Annotated in this window: 17 protein-coding genes and 2 pseudogenes; 14 read left to right on the forward strand and 5 right to left on the reverse strand. The window is 64.9% G+C overall.

From position 1 onward, the window contains the following. The first annotated feature begins 27 nt into the window (after window positions 1-27). The 8 genes from J3489_RS29675 (at window position 28) to bioB (ending at window position 8,891) form a co-directional block, all read left to right on the forward strand. Window positions 28-705: an SDR family oxidoreductase gene (locus J3489_RS29675; protein ID WP_207004396.1), complete on the forward strand. Its 678-nt coding sequence runs from the start codon at window positions 28-30 to the stop codon at window positions 703-705. Window positions 706-809: 104 nt separating this feature from the next. Continuing rightward, window positions 810-1,940 (forward strand): acyl-CoA dehydrogenase family protein, encoded by a 1,131-nt coding sequence (locus J3489_RS29680; RefSeq protein WP_207004397.1) that lies wholly within the window; start codon window positions 810-812, stop codon window positions 1,938-1,940. Between the two features lie 15 nt (window positions 1,941-1,955). Further along, a complete protein-coding gene (locus J3489_RS29685) occupies window positions 1,956-2,429 on the forward strand; it encodes a YchJ family protein (protein WP_207004398.1) in 474 nt (157 codons plus the stop codon). A 360-nt stretch (window positions 2,430-2,789) separates the two neighbouring features. Next, the gene (locus tag J3489_RS29690) at window positions 2,790-4,079 is read left to right on the forward strand and encodes a dienelactone hydrolase family protein (RefSeq protein WP_207004399.1); all 1,290 of its coding nucleotides are present in this window, start codon (window positions 2,790-2,792) and stop codon (window positions 4,077-4,079) included. Window positions 4,080-4,494: 415 nt separating this feature from the next. Next, the gene (bioA, locus tag J3489_RS29695) at window positions 4,495-5,838 is read left to right on the forward strand and encodes an adenosylmethionine--8-amino-7-oxononanoate transaminase (protein ID WP_242540407.1); all 1,344 of its coding nucleotides are present in this window, start codon (window positions 4,495-4,497) and stop codon (window positions 5,836-5,838) included. Beyond that, complete coding sequence (gene bioF, locus J3489_RS29700) at window positions 5,838-7,022, forward strand: 8-amino-7-oxononanoate synthase (protein ID WP_207004401.1); 1,185 nt, start codon at window positions 5,838-5,840, stop codon at window positions 7,020-7,022. The genes bioA and bioF overlap by 1 nt, the downstream gene beginning before the upstream one ends. Before the next feature lie 37 nt (window positions 7,023-7,059). After that, window positions 7,060-7,791, forward strand: a complete 732-nt coding sequence (gene bioD, locus J3489_RS29705) for a dethiobiotin synthase (protein WP_207004402.1) — start codon at window positions 7,060-7,062, stop codon at window positions 7,789-7,791. A gap of 35 nt (window positions 7,792-7,826) precedes the next feature. Continuing rightward, the gene (gene bioB, locus J3489_RS29710) at window positions 7,827-8,891 is read left to right on the forward strand and encodes a biotin synthase BioB (protein WP_207004403.1); all 1,065 of its coding nucleotides are present in this window, start codon (window positions 7,827-7,829) and stop codon (window positions 8,889-8,891) included. Window positions 8,892-9,403: 512 nt separating this feature from the next. On the opposite strand, the gene J3489_RS29715 is transcribed toward bioB, so the two are convergent. Both J3489_RS29715 and J3489_RS29720 read right to left on the reverse strand, forming a co-directional pair. Then, window positions 9,404-9,844, reverse strand: a complete 441-nt coding sequence (locus J3489_RS29715; RefSeq protein ID WP_207004404.1) for a GNAT family N-acetyltransferase — start codon at window positions 9,842-9,844, stop codon at window positions 9,404-9,406. Continuing rightward, window positions 9,841-10,029: pseudogene (locus tag J3489_RS29720) on the reverse strand (alpha/beta hydrolase); the annotation flags it as partial. The pseudogene J3489_RS29720 and the gene J3489_RS29715, both read right to left, overlap by 4 nt. A gap of 81 nt (window positions 10,030-10,110) precedes the next feature. Between J3489_RS29720 and J3489_RS29725 the strand changes: the two are divergent. The 4 genes from J3489_RS29725 (at window position 10,111) to J3489_RS29740 (ending at window position 12,799) form a co-directional block, all read left to right on the forward strand. Beyond that, window positions 10,111-11,052, forward strand: a complete 942-nt coding sequence (locus J3489_RS29725; protein WP_207004405.1) for a 2-hydroxyacid dehydrogenase — start codon at window positions 10,111-10,113, stop codon at window positions 11,050-11,052. 32 nt (window positions 11,053-11,084) lie between these two features. After that, the gene (locus J3489_RS29730) at window positions 11,085-12,008 is read left to right on the forward strand and encodes a hydroxymethylglutaryl-CoA lyase (protein WP_207004406.1); all 924 of its coding nucleotides are present in this window, start codon (window positions 11,085-11,087) and stop codon (window positions 12,006-12,008) included. 111 nt (window positions 12,009-12,119) lie between these two features. Then, the gene (locus tag J3489_RS29735; protein ID WP_374193502.1) at window positions 12,120-12,359 is read left to right on the forward strand and encodes a DUF1289 domain-containing protein; all 240 of its coding nucleotides are present in this window, start codon (window positions 12,120-12,122) and stop codon (window positions 12,357-12,359) included. Then, window positions 12,356-12,799, forward strand: a complete 444-nt coding sequence (locus J3489_RS29740) for a MaoC family dehydratase (RefSeq protein WP_207004408.1) — start codon at window positions 12,356-12,358, stop codon at window positions 12,797-12,799. The genes J3489_RS29735 and J3489_RS29740 overlap by 4 nt, the downstream gene beginning before the upstream one ends. 368 nt (window positions 12,800-13,167) lie before the next feature. On the opposite strand, the gene J3489_RS29745 is transcribed toward J3489_RS29740, so the two are convergent. Continuing rightward, window positions 13,168-14,067, reverse strand: a complete 900-nt coding sequence (locus J3489_RS29745; protein WP_207004409.1) for a DMT family transporter — start codon at window positions 14,065-14,067, stop codon at window positions 13,168-13,170. Window positions 14,068-14,184: 117 nt separating this feature from the next. Here J3489_RS29745 and J3489_RS29750 point away from each other — a divergent pair. Then, window positions 14,185-14,756, forward strand: a pseudogene (locus tag J3489_RS29750) (Lrp/AsnC family transcriptional regulator). Here J3489_RS29750 and J3489_RS29755 read toward each other — a convergent pair. Beyond that, window positions 14,753-15,652 carry an alpha/beta fold hydrolase gene (locus J3489_RS29755; RefSeq protein ID WP_207004410.1) on the reverse strand — a complete coding sequence of 300 codons (900 nt, stop codon included), beginning with the start codon at window positions 15,650-15,652 and terminating at the stop codon, window positions 14,753-14,755. The pseudogene J3489_RS29750 and the gene J3489_RS29755 sit on opposite strands and share 4 nt — an antisense overlap. A 328-nt stretch (window positions 15,653-15,980) precedes the next feature. Between J3489_RS29755 and J3489_RS29760 the strand changes: the two genes are divergently transcribed. Beyond that, window positions 15,981-16,961 carry an NAD(P)H-dependent flavin oxidoreductase gene (locus J3489_RS29760; RefSeq protein WP_207004411.1) on the forward strand — a complete coding sequence of 327 codons (981 nt, stop codon included), beginning with the start codon at window positions 15,981-15,983 and terminating at the stop codon, window positions 16,959-16,961. Between the two features lie 67 nt (window positions 16,962-17,028). Here J3489_RS29760 and J3489_RS29765 read toward each other — a convergent pair. After that, window positions 17,029-17,552: ankyrin repeat domain-containing protein (locus J3489_RS29765; RefSeq protein WP_207004412.1), on the reverse strand; the 524-nt coding region annotated here is incomplete at its 5' end.

Consider the following 17,552-nt stretch of genomic DNA (forward strand, 5'->3'; position numbering starts at 1 on the left):
GGTCACAACCGCGAGAGGGAGTAAAGAATGAAGACAGCACTGATCGTAGGCGCATCGCGCGGCATCGGCCGCGAGTTCGCGCGTCAATACCAGCGCGCCGGCTGGCGCGTGCTCGCCACGGCGCGCGATGACGGCGCGCTCGACGCTCTCGCCGAGCTCGGCTGCGAGACGTTCTCGCTCGATATCACCGAGCCCGAGGACATCGCCGCGTTCGGCCGGAAGCTCGACGGCGAACGGCTCAATGCCGCGGTCATCGTGTCCGGCGTGTACGGTCCGCGCACCGAAGGCGTCGAGACGATCACGGCGGAGGATTTCGACTACGTGATGGCGACCAACGTCCGCGGCCCGATGCAGTTGATGCCGATCCTCCTGCCGCTCGTCGAAGAGGCGCAAGGGGTGCTCGCGGTGCTGTCGAGCAAGATGGGCAGCATCAGCGAGGGGACGGGCACGACGGGCTGGCTCTATCGCGCGAGCAAGGCGGCGCTCAACGACGCGGTGAAGATCGCCTCGCTGCAGACGCGCCGCGCGACCTGCGTCGCGCTGCATCCCGGCTGGGTCCGCACCGACATGGGCGGTGCGCAAGCGGCGATCGATCCCGAGCGCAGCGTGGCGGGCATGCGCGAAGTGCTCGCGCAAGCCGCCGCCGCGCACGCGTCGTTCAACGGCCGCTTCTTTCAATACGACGGCATCGCCATCGACTGGTAAGGCCCGGCAGGAGGCAAAGGGATGAACGGCCCCCACGCTCACATTCGTTCGCTGCCCCCCGAGGGGGCGGCTGCCTCCTTTGGGGCGGCCCGGCAGGAGGCAGCATGGTACTAGATCAAGATCATCAGATGATCCGCGATGCCGTGCGCACGTTCGTGCGCGAGGCGATAACGCCCAACGCCGCGCAGTGGGACCGCGACCGCACGTTCCCCAAGGACGTGCACCGTCAGCTCGCCGAGCTCGGCGCATACGGCGTGCTCGTGCCTGAGGCGTATGGCGGCGCAGGCCTCGATGCGCTCGCGCTCGCCGTGATCCTCGAAGAGATCGCGGCGGGCGACGGCGGCACGTCGACGGCGATCTCGGTCAACAACTGCCCCGTCTGCAGCATTCTGCTCGCCTACGGCAACGACGCGCAGAAACGCGACTGGCTCACGCCGCTCGCGCGCGGCGAGATGCTCGGCGCGTTCTGCCTGACCGAACCGCAAGCGGGGTCCGACGCTTCGGCGCTGCGCACCGCCGCGACCCGCGACGGCGGCCAGTACGTGCTCAACGGCGTCAAGCAGTTCATCACGAGCGGCAAGAACGGCGACGTCGCGATCGTGATGGCCGTCACCGACAAAGCCGCGGGCAAGCGCGGCATCAGCGCGTTCATCGTGCCGACGAACACGCCCGGCTACCTCGTCGCGCGCGTCGAGGACAAGCTCGGGCAGCATTCGTCGGACACCGCGCAGATCGTGTTCGAGGATTGCCGCGTGCCGGCAGCGAATCTGATCGGCACGGAGGGCGAGGGCTACAAGATCGCGCTGTCGGGTCTCGAAGGCGGACGCATCGGCATCGCGGCGCAAAGCGTCGGCATGGCGCGCGCGGCGTTCGAAGCGGCGCTCGCCTACGCGAAGGAACGCGAGAGCTTCGGTCAGCCGCTTTTTGCGCATCAGGCCGTGCAGTTCCGCCTCGCCGACATGGCGACGCAGCTCGAAGCCGCCCGCCAGTTGATCTGGCACGCGGCGGCGTTGAAGGATGCTGGCAAGCCCTGTCTCACCGAAGCGGCGATGGCGAAGCTCTTCGCGTCCGAGGCGGCCGAGCGCATTTGCTCGGCGGCGCTGCAAGTGCACGGCGGCTACGGCTACCTGAGCGACTTCCCCGTCGAGCGCATCTATCGCGACGTGCGCGTGTGCCAGATTTACGAGGGCACGAGCGATATCCAAAAGATCCTGATCGCACGCGGTCTCAACTGAAAACGACAACCACGCATGAGGAATCGCGCATCGACGGCGCCCCCAGCCGCCCGCCCGCTTGAATGTCCGCTTGAATGTCCTTGCGGCGGCGCGGCGCCGGGCAAGGCTGCTGCCGCAAAGGCGCCGCGCTTTGCCGACTGCTGCGGACGCTTCGTTGACGGCGGCGAGGCCGCGCCCACCGCGCTCGAATTGATGCGCTCGCGCTACAGCGCGTACGTGCTCGGCGATGCCGACTACCTCCGTGCAACCTGGGACCCGGCGACCTGCCCCGCGGATCTTGAGATCGACACGGCCGCCCCCGACGCACCTCGCTGGCTCGGCCTGCAAGTCAAACGTTTCGAGACACTCGACGACACCCACGCGATCGTCGAATTCGTCGCACGATACAAAGTCGGCGGACGTGCGCAGCGGCTGCACGAAGTGAGCCGTTTCGTGCGCGGCGCCGATTCGCGCTGGCGCTATGTCGACGGCGATGTAAGCGAACGCTGAGACTGCTATTCCGCATTGTTGGTTGTACCCAACGATCGCCAGGCGGCAAATAAGGGACTCGAACGAACGCCGCCTAGGTTTTTCCCTAAGTAGACCCTAAGTAGACCGCCTCGCATTGTTCAACCCGCCCGAAAGGTCGGGGTTCTCCTGCATTGCACAACGAAAAATTGTCGCGCTAGGATGACCTCACGTTTTGCCGCATCACGTTTGCCGCGAAATGTGATGCGCGCCAGCATCGCCCTCCTTGCAGTGCGCTTTCTAAAGTCGTTCGATAGGCTTCGCCCGGATGTCTTTTTTAGTCCGGCGCGTTGAAAGCAGCGCGCTATTCAGGAATCACTTCATAGCAGGCAGGTGTAGCGAATGAGTTTGAAGAACATGTTGACCGGATGCATGGCAGCGTGCGCGCTGTCCGTCGCTCAGGCCGATCCGCTCGCAATCGCGAACATCGCTGCTGCCGGGCCGCTTTCCAAAGCCCACGTCCCAAATCTTGAGTACCACGACGCTTATCAGCCGAACGTCGCCGCCGATCTGAACGAGCAGATCATCCGCATTCCCGTCGACGCCTCCGGCTCCGTCACGCTGGAGACCACGATCTTCAAGCCGAATGGATCCGGCCCCTTTCCGATGGTCGTGTTCAACCACGGCAAGATCCCGGGCGATCCGCGCGATCAGGCGCGCAGCCGGCCGATCGCGTTCGCGCGCGAATTCGTGCGGCGCGGCTATCTCGTCGTAGCGCCTAATCGCGAGGGCTTCGCCGGCTCGGGCGGCACGTATCAGCAGGCCGGCTGCGATGTCGAACGCAACGGCGTCGCGCAGGCCGACGATGTCGCCGCGACGGTCGCCTACATGTCGAAGCAACCGTATGTCGACGCGCAGCACGTCGTCGTCGCCGGTTCGTCGCACGGCGGCCTCACGACAATGGCTTACGGCGTCAACGCGGCGCCCGGCGTGCGCGGCCTGATCAATTTCTCGGGCGGCTTGCGCCAAGATGCCTGCAGCGGCTGGCAGAACAACCTCACGCAAGCGTTCGAAACGTACGGCCAGAATACGCAAGTGCCGTCGCTGTGGCTCTACGGCGACAACGATTCGGTATGGACGCCGTCACTCGCCGCGAAGATGTACGCGGCCTACGTCGCGCATGGCGCGCACGCGCAGATGGTCGACTTCGGCGACTACAAGAACGACGCGCATCGGCTCGTCGTCGATCGCGATGGCGTGAGCATCTGGTGGCCGTCCGTCGAGGCGTTCCTTGCGCACATTGGCATGCCGACCAGCATCCAGTACCGCGTCGACGAACCATCGATGCCGAAGGCGTCCGGCTATGCGGCGCTCGATGCCGTGAGCGCCGTACCGTTCCTCGATGCCTCGGGCCGTGCCGGCTACCAGAATTTCCTCAAGCAGTATCCGACGCGTGCGTTCGCCGTGTCCGATTCGGGCGCGTGGTCGTGGGCCGAAGGCGGCGACAACCCGATGGCGCTCGCCATCCAGAACTGCGAAAAGGAAGGCGCGGGCACGTGCCATCTTTATGCGGTCAACGATGCGGTGGTGTGGAAAGACGGGCATGGGGCCACGCCTGCAGCGACCGCGCAAGCGACGGCTGACGCGCCCGCCGCGGACGATCGCGAGAGCCACGCGCTCGCAAGCCGCTAATGATCGGCGGTTCGCCGCGCGCTTAGCGCGGCCGCGCTTCAAACCCACCGCTCGCCACAATACGCAGACGAAAACACGCAGCAGCCGGTCTGCCACGGCTGAATTTCGTCCGAAGAATCGCACGGCTTTGCCGTCGTCAACGGCATCGAATTTTCCCGATTTGATGCGAAACGCCGCGAGCTGCGTTTAACAGCCGCTTAGCTCGTCGACGGGACAGGTAGGCATGGACTGCATCGCTTAGTGCATCGGCGCGCAGAACGCGTTACTCTCAGTGCCGTTTTTCCGATTGGCAGCGAGACGCTCATCGTTTTCTGCGTGTCGATGCGCAATCGGGCTACCTGTCATCTGTTTTTGCATGAACGCGTGCCGCCACGAGGGACGCGCATCGACGAACGTTCATGCTACGGAGTGGTTTTTGAAAGCACCAGCAACCGAAGACTGGGTCGCACGTAGCCTCAAAGCCGTGTGGCACCCGTGCACGCAGATGAAGCACCATGAGCGGCTGCCGCTCATCCCCGTTGCGCGAGGCAGCGGCGCATGGCTCTACGACCGTGCGGGGCACCGTTATCTCGACGCGATCAGCTCGTGGTGGGTCAATCTGTTCGGGCACGCGAATCCGCGCATCAACGACGCGCTCAAAGCCCAGCTCGATACGCTCGAACACGCCATGCTCGCCGGCTGCACGCACGAGCCCGCGATCGAACTTGCGGAGCGGCTCGCGCAACTCACGCAGAACACGCTCGGCCATGCGTTCTTCGCGTCGGACGGCGCATCGGCCGTCGAAATCGCGCTGAAGATGAGCTTTCACTACTGGCGCAATCACGGCAGGAGCGAGAAGCGCGAATTCGTCTGCGTAGCGAACAGCTATCACGGCGAGACGATCGGCGCGCTCGGCGTGACCGATGTCGCGCTGTTCAAGGACGCATACGACCCGCTGATCCGCCACGCGCATGTCGTAGCCTCGCCCGATGCGCGCAACGCGCGCGATGGCGAAAGCGCCGCCGACGTCGCACGGCGCGCGCTCGAAAGCGTACGCGCGCTCTTCGAAGCGCGCGCGACGCAGATCGCCGCGGTGATCGTCGAGCCGCTCGTCCAATGCGCAACGGGCATGGCGATGCACGATGCCTCGTATGTCGCGGGGCTGCGCGCGCTGTGCGATCAATACGGCGTGCACCTGATCGCCGACGAAATCGCCGTCGGTGCGGGGCGCACCGGCACGTTCTTCGCGAGCGAGCAGGCGGGCGTGTGGCCCGACTTCCTGTGCTTGTCGAAGGGCATCAGCGGCGGGTACTTGCCGCTGTCGATCGTGCTCTCGCGCGATGAAATCTTCGCGGCGTTCTACGACGACGACACGACCCGCGGCTTCCTGCATTCTCACTCGTACACCGGCAATCCCCTTGCATGCCGCGCGGCGCTTGCGACGCTCGATCTGTTCGCCAGCGACAACGTGCTCGCCGAGAACGCGAAAAAATCAGCGCACCTGTGCGAGGCGCTGAAACCGCTCGCGACGCACGAGCGCGCGCGCAACTTCCGCCAATGCGGCACGATCTTCGCGTTCGATGCCGTGCTCGAAGCGAGTGCCGCCCAGACCTTCTCGCGCCGCTTCTTCGAAAAAGCGCTCGCCAAGGAATTGCTGCTGCGCCCGATCGGTGCGACGGTCTACCTGATGCCGCCATATATTCTGGACACCGAAGAAATCGCACTGCTCGCCGCACGCACGCGCGAAACCTTCGAAGCGACGCTGACGGAGGCGCACTGATGTTCATCCTCGACACGCTCAAGGAAGGGCTCGCCGATCTCGACGCGCGCGGCCTGCGCCGCCGCCGGCGCATCGCCGAGACGCCGTGCGGCGCGCATATGAACGTCGACGGGCGCGACATCGTCGGCTTTGCGAGCAACGACTATCTTGGCCTCGCCGGTCACCCCGCGCTGGCTGCCGCGCTGGCCGAGGGCGCCGCGCGCTATGGCGCGGGCAGCGGCGGCTCGCACCTGCTCGGCGGCCATTCGCGCGCGCACGTGCAGCTCGAGGACGACCTCGCCGAATTCGCGGGCGGCTTCGCCGATGCGCCGCGCGGGCTATCGTTTTCCACCGGCTACATGGCGAATCTCGCGACGCTCACCGCGCTCGCGGGCCGCGGCACCACGCTCTTCTCCGACGCGCTCAATCACGCCTCGCTGATCGACGGTGCGCGGCTGTCGCGCGCCGACGTGCAGATCTATCCGCATAACGACGCCGAAGCGCTGGCCGCGATGCTCGAAGCGTCCGGCGCCGGCGTGAAAGTGATCGTCACCGACACGGTATTCAGCATGGATGGCGACGTCGCGCCGCTCGCCGCACTGCTCGCGCTCGCGGAACGGCATGGCGCGTGGCTCGTCGTCGACGATGCGCACGGCTTTGGCGTGCTCGGCCCGCAAGGCCGCGGCGCGCTTTCCGCCGCCGCGCTGCGCTCGCCGCATCTCGTCTACATCTGCACGCTCGGCAAGGCAGCGGGCGTCGCGGGCGCGTGCGTCATTGCGCACGAGACGGTGATCGAGTGGCTCTTGCAGCGCGCGCGGCCGTACATCTTCACGACGGCCTCGCCGCCGGCGGTTGCGCATGCGGTGTCCGCGAGCATCAAGATCATCGCAGGCGAGGAAGGCGACGCGCGGCGCGCCCACCTCGCGACGCTCATCGAGCGCACGCGCGCGATGCTCAAAGCAACGCGCTGGCAGCCGGTCGATTCGCACACCGCGGTGCAGCCGCTCATCATCGGGTCGAACGAGGCTGCGCTGGCGGTTGCCGCGCGTCTCGACGAAGCAGGCCTGTGGGTGCCCGCGATTCGTCCGCCTACCGTTCCGGCGGGCACGTCGCGTTTGCGCGTTTCGCTCTCGGCGGCACACTCGCACGACGATCTCGCGCGCCTCGAGACCGCGCTAGCGCAACTCGGCGAGGTGAAGTCATGAATCACCCCCACGCTCACTTTCTTTCGCGCGAGGCAACATGAGCGCGCCGCTTTCGCTTTTCGTCACCGGCACCGACACCGAAATCGGCAAGACCCTGGTTTCGTGCGCGCTTCTGCGCGGCTTCACGCGCGAGGGCTTGCGCGCCGCCGCGATGAAGCCAATCGCCGCCGGCGCGTACGAGCACGACGGGCAATGGCGCAATGAAGACGCCGATCAGCTCGACGCCGCCGCCAGCGTGCTGCTGCCGCCCGGGATCCGCACGCCGTATCTGCTGAAAGCGCCCGCCGCACCGCATATCGTCGCGGCGCAAGAAGGCGTCGCGCTGGAGATATCGCGCATCGTCGACTGTCACGCGCAAGCGCTCAAACAAGCGGATATCGTCGTTGTCGAAGGTGTCGGCGGTTTTCGCGTGCCGCTTGACGATAAGCACGACACCGCCGACCTCGCGCTCGCACTGAACCTGCCCGTCGTGCTCGTCGTCGGCATGCGGCTCGGCTGCATCAGCCATGCGTTGCTCACCGCCGAAGCGATTGCGTCACGCGGCCTGCGCATGGCGGGCTGGGTCGCCAATCGCGTCGATCCGGCGATGCGCTTCGCCGACGAGAACATCGACACGATTCGCGCCTGGCTCGAACGCGAGCTCCGCGCCCCGCTTCTCGGCGTCGTGCCGTATCTCGCGATGACCGCCCCCGACGCCATTGCCGATGCCGCAGCCGACTGCATCGGCACCGCCAAGCTATTGCAGACGCTGCGCACCCTGCAGCGCTGAACCCCTTCGACTCTTTGCCTACAAGGATTGACGACATGACTCAGTTCCAACCTGCCGCCGAGACCGCGAGCGCCACCGCCATCCCCGCAGCGAATGCCGGCGGCGCGCCGGCGCGCTGGCGCGTGGCCGATGTCGCCGCGCTGTACGAACTGCCGTTCAATGATCTGCTGTTGCGCGCGCAGCAGGTGCACCGCGAGCATTTCGATGCGAACGCCGTGCAGCTCTCGACATTGCTGTCGATCAAGACCGGCGGCTGCGAAGAGGATTGCGGCTACTGCTCGCAGTCCGCGCATCACGATACGGGCCTGAAGGCGGAAAAACTCATGGACGTGGATGCCGTGCTCGAAGCCGCGCGCGCCGCGAAGGCCAACGGCGCGACGCGCTTCTGCATGGGCGCGGCCTGGCGCAATCCGAAGGAACGCCATATGGAGCCGCTCACCGCGATGGTTCGCGGCGTGAAGGAAATGGGCCTCGAAACCTGCATGACGCTGGGCATGCTGGAAGACGCGCAGGCCAAGCGGCTGGCCGGCGCCGGGCTCGACTACTACAACCACAACCTCGACACGTCGCCCGAGTTCTACGGCCAGATCATTTCGACGCGCACATACCAGGACCGCCTCGACACGCTCGAGCGCGTGCGCGACGCGGGCATCAACGTGTGCTGCGGCGGGATCATCGGCATGGGCGAGACGCGCCGCGAGCGCGCCGGCTTGATCGCTCAGCTCGCGAACATGAGCCCGTATCCGGAGTCGGTGCCGATCAACAACCTCGTGGCCATCGAAGGCACGCCGCTCGAAAATACCGAACCGCTCGATCCGCTCGAGTTCGTTCGCACGATCGCAATCGCGCGCATCACGATGCCGAAGGCGATGGTGCGTCTGTCGGCGGGCCGCCAGCAGCTCGACGACGGGATGCAGGCGCTGTGCTTCCTGGCGGGTGCCAATTCGATTTTCTATGGCGATCAACTGCTGACGACCAGCAACCCCCAGGCGGAGAAAGACCGCAAGCTGCTCGCACGGCTCGGCATGCGCGCCGAGGCCGCGCAGCAGATGCCGGTGGAAGCGGCGCAGACGTGTGAGCGCGCGCAGGCTGCGAACTAAGCGTAGTTTTGCTGCGCTACAGCTAATCGGGAAGAGCGCTCGCTGTCGAGCGCTCTTTTGCATTGGGCCACGGCAAAGCACAGGCCGCTCACGGTTCGCCGAGTACAGCCTTTAGCCGATTCAGTTCCGGCTCTATTACTTTTGTTCTTTTGCCGCTCAGGTATATAGCTCGGACATTGCGTACCACACTGGCACGCGTTGGGCGATCTCTGCTTGAGTAAGTTTGGCCATAGGTAGCTTCGGTTACGGAGCGGGATACACTATTGGGTTGCGGCCCGGACGATGACTCGGCATCATCGATCGCCACGCCGGCAGCCAATGCTCAACTGTCGGCAGCGAACGGCAGCCCAGCCGTGAGTCCGACCGTCAGCGCGAACGTTCGAAATCGTGCGGGCCACGGCTCGACCGCAGGCAAGCCGGACTAACCGATCTGCACTCCACGAAAAATCATATTGTCTTATCAGAATGTCCGATCTTGTGCGTTCACCTCTGACCGCAGTTAGAGTCCGAAGTTAAGAGCCGGACGGCGCATAAACGTCCGGCCGATGCAGTTCCATGTACCACTCGGGATGAGTGAGCCCGTTGAAACCATGCGGCCGATAGACACCGTGCGCATCCGACGTGACGAGGACGATCCTGCGCAGTCCCTTGAGCAGATCGGAGCCAAAGATGTGACGCATCACCGCAGCCGCATAGCCGTGCGCGCGGTATTCTGGCAGAACGAATACGTCGCAGAGATAGCCGAATGTGGCCATGTCGGTCACGACGCGAGCAAAGCCGATCTGGCGCTTGCCTAGATAAGCTCCGAAGCAGAGCGAGCCCTCGATCGCGCGCTCGACGGTTTCCCTTGGAATACCCTTGGACCACGCAGCATGATCGCGGAGAAAGGCATGAATGACGTCGATGTCCAGTTCGCTTTTATTGCTCGATATGCGCAATGCGTTGACTTTCATTTTTTAGCTCTCCAGAGTTGAAGCCGTCGACTGCCGATTCTTAAAGGTACGCTGACCACGAGCGTATCCACGGAGTACTTCGCGCGCGGCCAGGGCCCGAAACCCGCCGCGACGTTGATACGCCCCGCGTCGCCGAGATTCACGAACGCGCTCCCAGGGCGCTGCACCAGCTCGCGCGCACCGGCGCGGCTGAAAAAGTAGAATGAAGCCTGTTCTTAAATCGGCCGGCCGTTCGCCAAGCAAAGGCGGCCTATATTTCAAACGATATGAAGATTCTGTTCTACACGCCGCATAGCGACGCGTCCGCATGGCTGCACGATCTGGCGCAGGCGCTGCCGCGGGCCGACTTGCGCGAATGGAAGCCGGGCGACACCGCCCCTGCCGATTACGCGATCGTCTGGCGTCCTCCGCGTGAACTATTTGCTCGCCGCGCGGGCTTGCGCGCCGTGTTCAATCTCGGTGCAGGCGTCGATGCGATCCTTGCGCTCGAACACGCGCAGCCCGGCACGCTGCCCCGCGAAGCCGCGCTCGTGCGCCTCGAAGACACCGGCATGGCCGCGCAAATGGCCGAATACGTCACGTACGCCGTGCTGCGCTATATGCGCCGCTTCGACGAGTACGAACGGCTGCAGGCCGAGCGCCGCTGGCACGTGCTCGAGCCGCATCCGCGCAGGACGTTCACCGTCGGCGTGCTCGGTCTCGGCGTGCTCGGCACGCATGTTGCGAAGACGCTCACGTCGTTCGGTCTGCCGGTGCGCGGCTACAGCCGCAGCGAAAAAAACATCGGCGGTGTCGCAACTTATGCAGGCGCAGGTCAGCTGGATGCGTTTCTCGACGGCGTGAAGGTGCTCGTGAATCTGCTGCCGAGCACGCCGGATACGCACGGCGTGCTGAATCGCCGCACGTTTGCGAAGCTCGCGCGCGGCGCGTATCTCGTGAACGTCGCGCGCGGCGAACATCTGGTCGAAGAGGATTTGCTCGATGCATTGAAGGACGGCCGGATCGCGGCCGCGACGCTCGACGTGTTCCGCAAGGAGCCGCTCAGCGCGGATCATCCGTTCTGGAACGAGCCGCGCATTACGATCACACCGCACAGCTCAGCCGAGACGCTGCGCGAAGAAAGCGTGCAACAGGTAGCGCAAAAGATCGAAGCGCTCGAACGCGGCGAAGCGATCAGCGGCATTGTCGACTTAGCGCGCGGATACTGACCGCGCGCGCAAACAACATCCAGGAGACAACCATGTCCATCCCCAGCGCAGTGAAGATCGTCGAAGTCGGCCCGCGCGACGGGCTGCAAAACGAAAAGGAATTCGTGTCGACGGCGGTCAAGATCGAACTCGTCAACCGGTTGGCCGCGGCGGGCTTCAGGAACGTCGAGGCCGCGTCGTTCGTGTCGCCCAAGTGGGTGCCGCAGATGGCCGACGGCGCCGAGGTGATGAGCGGCATCGAACGCCGCGCAGGCACGATCTACTCAGTGCTGACGCCGAACCTGAAAGGCTTCGAAGGCGCGCTCGCCGCGCGGGCGGACGAGATCGTGATCTTCGGCGCGGCGAGCGAAGCGTTCTCGCAGAAGAACATCAATTGCAGCATCGCGGACAGCATCGCGCGTTTCGAGCCGGTCGTCGCGGCGGCGAAGGAGCACGGCGTGCGCGTGCGCGGCAGCGTGTCGTGCGCGCTCGGCTGCCCGTATCAGGGCGAAGTGCCGGTAGCATCGGTGGTGGATGTCGTCGAGCGCTTTGCCGCGCTCGGCTGCGACGAGATCGATATCGCCGATACGATCGGCGTCGGCACGCCGAAGCGCACGCGCGAGGTGTTCGGCGCCGTGACCCGGTCGTTCCCGCGCGAACGGCTTTCGGGCCACTTCCACGACACCTACGGGCAGGCGCTCGCGAACATCTACGCGGCGCTCCTCGAAGGCATCGAGATCTTTCACGCGTCGGTGGCGGGGCTGGGCGGCTGTCCGTATGCGAAGGGCGCGACCGGCAACGTCGCGACCGAGGACGTGCTGTACCTGATGAACGGCCTCGGCATCGAGACCGGCATCGATCTCGATCAGGTGGTCGCGATCGGCGACTTCATTTCGACGTCGATCGGCCGCGCCAATGTATCGCGCGCCGGCAAGGCATTGCTCGCGAAAGCGCGCAGCCAGGCAGCGTGCTCGTGAGCGCTCGACGCTCCGTCATTCACCCAGCGACGAAAAACTTTCCCTATGTCCGATGAAGCTTTTACCGAAATTGAAGGGCGCGCCGGTGGCCGACGCGGCGCTGCGCAAAGCGTGACGACCTCCGAAGCCACCCAAGCGCAGGACGCGCCGCGGGCGCCGGGCGTGCCGTCGCCGTGCATCGACGTGTGCCGGATGAATCCCGACACGCAATGGTGCGACGGCTGCCTGCGCACGATCGACGAGATCCGCGCGTGGTCGAAGCTTGACGACGACGGCAAGCGCGCCATATGGGCTGAACTCGATCTGCGTCATGCGTCGCTGATGGAAAAGCGCAAGGCGGCAGCGCCATGAACGAGCCGGCACGCGTCGTGCGGATCGGCGAGACGTGCAGCAGCACGCTCGCGCTGCCGGTGGAATCGATCAAATCGTTTGCGACGCTCGTCAACGACCAGAACCCGCTGCATCACGACGATGCGTTCGCCGCGCAAAGCCGGTTCGGCGGGATCATTGCATCGGGCACGCAGCCGACCGCGCATTTCATGGCACTGGTCGCCACGCACTTTTCGGGCTACGCGCAGTCGCTCGGCCTCGAATTCGATATCAAGCTGAAGAAAGCGGTGCGGGCGGGGGATACGCTGACGCTCTCGTGGCGCGTCGTCGACGCTTACTGGAAGCCGAGCCTGAACGGCGACCTCGTGACGCTCGAAGGCACCGTAGTCAATCAGCGCGGCGAGATCGTGCTGCTGGGCCGTGCGACCATTCTCGTGATGCCGAACGCGAAGACGAGCTGACCTTGCCGGGCGCGCCACGCCGCAAAAAATACCGCACGCGTTGCACGGGGCCGGAGTCCGTGCTGAAGCATCAATTCCGGCCGACAAAAAAAGAAAGCCGCGCGCCTGAGATGGCGTGCGGCGGAATTTTGTGACGTGATCAGCGTCCACACCCATGATACTGGCCGGCTCACTCGAATCGCATCGGTAATTTCCCTACAGACTGCTGACATCTTGTCGGCCGGCGTCTTTTGTCTGCGCTTCGCGAGCTTGCCAGACGTGCGGCCAGCAGCGGCAGAGCGTACGAATCGGCGACGAAACGCTCTGTCCGGGCGCAAGAACTTCGCAGCAAATTAATTCGGCATCCCAATCAACTTGCCGGCATCCTGCTACGTCGACGACAGCCGCCGCTGCGGCACGATGCGCCAGCCGAGATTCACGCCAGCCGCCGCGAGCAGAATCAGCACGGCGCCTGCTGCTTGAATCCACGCGAGCGACTGCCCGAATGCTACGCGGTCGACGATGATCGCGACGATCGGATAGATGAACGACAGCGCGCCCGTCATCGCCGTGGGCAGCTTCTGAATCGCGCCGTACAGCAGCACGTACATGACGCCGGTATGGACGACGCCGAGCGTCGCGAGCTGAAGCCAGTGCGCGGGCGCGGCCGGCAGCGCGTCGAAGTGCACGAGCGGCGCGAGCATCAGCGCGCCGAGCACGACCTGGATCAGCGCGATCAGATGCGGCGGCGTGCCCTTCAGGCGCTTGGTGACGATCGACGAGATCGCGTAGAGGAAGGCCGCGCCGAGCGCGAGCGCCACGCCTTCGAGATACTCGCCCGGTATCGCGAGCACTGCGGGCTCGACGCGCACGACGAACACGAGCCCGACGAACGCCACGACGAGCCACGCGATCGTCGAAGCCGTGACGCGCTCGCGAAACACGATCGCGCCCAGCGCGACGAGCATGAACGGCTGCGTGTTGTAGACGGCCGTCGCCATCGAGATCGACGCCCGCGAATACGCCGCGAACAGCAAGAGCCAGTTGCCGACGATCGCTGCGCCCGCGAGCGCGACGAGCCCGAGCACGCGCCACGAGAAAAACTCGCGCCGTATCAGCCCGAGCGCGAGGCAGATGACGAAGAGCGTCGCCGCACCGAACACGCAGCGAAAGAACACCACATTGATGGACGATTGCTGCGACGAGACGACGAGCCAGCCGATCGTGCCCGACATCAGCATGGCGGCGGTCATTTCGGCGGCGCCGCGCCGGATTTCCTGGGTTGCCACGGCGGTTTCTCTTTCCCGGTCGAACCTCGATGACACGGAGTGTAGAGCTTTCGATCGCCCCAATACATGACTAAACTAAGGCAACGACGCAACGCCGGCTAATTATCGAAGGTGAAAATGCCAAAACGCCTTTACACCGCGGCGGCGCCCGCCGCACTCGACGAAACCGACTGCGAGCTGCTTTCGGCGCTCGCCGAAGATTCGCGCATGGCGGTAAGCGAACTGGCCCGCCAGGTCGGGTTGTCGGCGCCGAGCACCGCAGAACGGCTGCGGCGGCTCGAAACGCTCGGCGTCATCGAGCGCTTCACCGTGCAGATCGACCCGCACGCGCTCGGCTCACGCTGCAGGCGATCGTGCGCGTGAAGCCGCTGCCGGGACAGTTGCATCTGGTCGAGGAAGTGATCCGCCGCATTCCCGAATTCGTCGAATGCGACAAGGTGACGGGCGACGATTGCTTCGTCTGCCGCCTGGTGCTGCGCTCGATCGAGCAGCTCGACGAGATTTTGTCGAAGGTGACGGAGCGCGCCGAAACGAGCACGGCGATCATCAAGTCGACGCCGGTGCCGCGCCGCCTGCCGCCGCTGAAGCCGCCGCAAACGGCAACGGCCGAGCACGCAGCAACCGGGGTGTCGGCGCCCTCGCCGACACCCTCGCCCGCGCCGTCCACGCGCGGACGCAGCAAACGCTAGCTTTCCGCCGGCTCGTTCGCCTCGAAGAACGACAGCATCTCCGCGACGAGCTCATCGGGCGCCTCTTCGGGGATGTAGTGCCCGCACGGCAGCGCCCGGCCGCTGACATCGCGCGCCACGTGCCGCCATTCGGCGAGCGTATTGAAGCAGAGCTCGATCACGCCCTCCTCGCCCCACAGCACGCGCAGCGGGCAGCCGATCTTGTGCCCGCACTCCTCGTCAGCGCGGTCGTGCACGAGATCGATCGTCGCCGACGCGCGGTAATCCTCGCACATCGCATGCACGGCCCCGGGCTGGCGCAGCGCGTCGCGATAGGCCTGCAACGCGTCGGGCGCGAACGGCTTCAAGCCCGCATGGCGGCTCCCCATCACGCGCTCGACGTAGACGTCGGGGTCCGCGCCGATCAGCTTTTCGGGCAGCGGCTCCGGCTGGATCAGGAAAAACCAGTGGAAGTACTTCGTCGCGAACGTCCGGTCCGTGCCCTCGTACATCGCGAGCGTCGGCGCGATATCGAGCAGCATCAGGCGCTCGACGGCGTCCGGATAATCGAGCGCCATCCGGTGCGCGACACGCGCGCCGCGATCGTGCGCGCAGACAAGAAACGAGTCGAAGCCGAAATGGCGCATCACGGCGACCTGGTCAGCCGCCATCGCGCGCTTCGAGTAGGGCACGTGCGCCGCGTCGCTCGCCGGCTTGGCCGACGCGCCGTAGCCGCGCAGATCGGTTGCGATCACCGTGAAATGCTGCGCGAGCTGCGGCGCGCAGCGATGCCAGATCATGTGCGTCTGCGGATGACCGTGCAGCAACAACAGCGGCGGCCCCGAACCGCCTTTGACCCCGAAGATGTCGACACCTGCAACGTCCACGTGAAACGGCGCGAATTCCGGAAAGCCCATGTCGTCCCCTCGATTGTCGTAGTAGGCGCTGCATATTTTATGAGCGGCTCGTGACGACGCGTCGTTCGATAGGGCACGAAAGCGTAGAAACAGAGCACTCACTCCAAGATGCAACTGCGTCGCACGCCGTCCAAATTCCCCTATAATCGAACGACCGTTCAATTTCATTGCGGCGCAGCGGCAGGCATGTGGCCGACAGCTTTCCAAAAGCTTTCTGCGGCTTTCTTCTTATGCCATCCGGCCGGCTGCGTCGTCCGCCCCGCATCGCTACACTCATATCGCCGAGCACCCCCCCGAGCGTGCCGGCGCCCCTAAAGGAGACTGCGTCATGGCCTTGCCCGCCGCCCTGCAAAATCTTGCGCTGCCCGTCGTCGCTTCGCCGATGTTCATCGTCAGCTATCCGGAACTCGTGCTTGCGCAGTGCAAGGCGGGGATTGTCGGTTCGTTCCCGGCGCTGAACGCCCGCCCGGCCGAATTGCTCGACGAGTGGCTCACGCAGATTCAGGAACAGCTCGCCGTGCACAAGGCGGCGAACCCGGGCGCCGCCATCGGCCCGATTGCGGTGAACCAGATCGTCCATCAATCGAATGCGCGCCTCGAACACGACGTGCGCGTGTGCGTCGAGCGCAAGGTGCCGATCTTCATCACGAGCCTGCGCGCGCCGGCCAAGGAAATCATCGACGCCGTGCACAGCTACGGCGGCATCGTGCTGCACGACGTCATCAACATCCGCCACGCGCAGAAGGCGCTCGAAGCGGGCGTCGACGGCCTGATTCTCGTCGCCGCGGGCGCTGGCGGGCACGCGGGGACGACCTCGCCGTTTGCGCTCGTCGGCGAAGTGCGGCGCATCTTCGACGGCCCGATCGTGCTGTCGGGCGCCATCGCCAACGGCGGCTCGATCCTCGCCGCGCAGGCGATGGGCGCCGACCTCGCCTACATGGGCACGCGCTTCATCGCGACGCGCGAGGCGCACGCGGTCGAAGGCTACAAGCAGGCGATCATCAATTCGAACGCCTCCGACATCATCTACACGAACCTCTTTACCGGCGTGCACGGCAACTACATCCGCGAGAGCATCGCGAACGCCGGGCTCGATCCGGACGCGCTGCCCGAGTCCGACAAGTCGAAGATGAACTTCGCGGGCGACAAGGCGAGGGCGTGGAAGGATATTTGGGGTGCGGGGCAGGGGGTCGGCTTGATGAACGACATTCCGACGGTCGATGAGCTCGTCGCGCGTCTGAAGCGCGAGTATGACGAGGCGAAGGAGCGGCTTGCTATTGGGCGTTGCGGGCTAGGCGCTTTGTCATAGCGATTCGCGGGGGAGTGGCGGACGGCATCGGACTCGCAGCAACGCGAGTTCGATGCCGAGCTTCCTGTTAGAGCGGGCGCTGGCTGTCATCCAATCGTTTCGGCGCGTTGGCGCCCCAGCGGGCGCGGATTTGTTCCGGCGATTCGGGTGGCCATTTGACGCCCATCTTGATGATGCGGTCGCGGATTTCGATCAGTTTTTTGTATGCGACTGAATTCGGCACGGAGGCGTTCGTCTCAATCTCGTCTGAAAGCACAACCGGGAACGACACGCCATTGATGTTGTAGGTATTTGGATGCGCTCCATGATCAAGGAGATAATCAATTTGATCCAGACCGTTGTTCATTAAAGCTTCGTAAAGTGGAGTATTGCGCAATGGATCTCGCTTGTCTACATTCGCGCCACGGGCAATCAGCAGCTTGAGCGATTCAAAGGTTCTTTCCTTTGTTACGAAAAATATTATTGGGGTGCCGGCTTCGGTCGTTGTATTGGCATCAACGCCGGCATCCAGCAACGTGCGTAGGAACTCGGGTGGCTGACTGTTCAGCACTACGCGTAGCGCGCTGCCGAAGTTTGGCACGTCATGGTTCA

This window comes from Trinickia mobilis (genome assembly GCF_017315705.1).
In the GTDB taxonomy this organism is placed as follows: domain Bacteria; phylum Pseudomonadota; class Gammaproteobacteria; order Burkholderiales; family Burkholderiaceae; genus Trinickia_A; species Trinickia_A mobilis.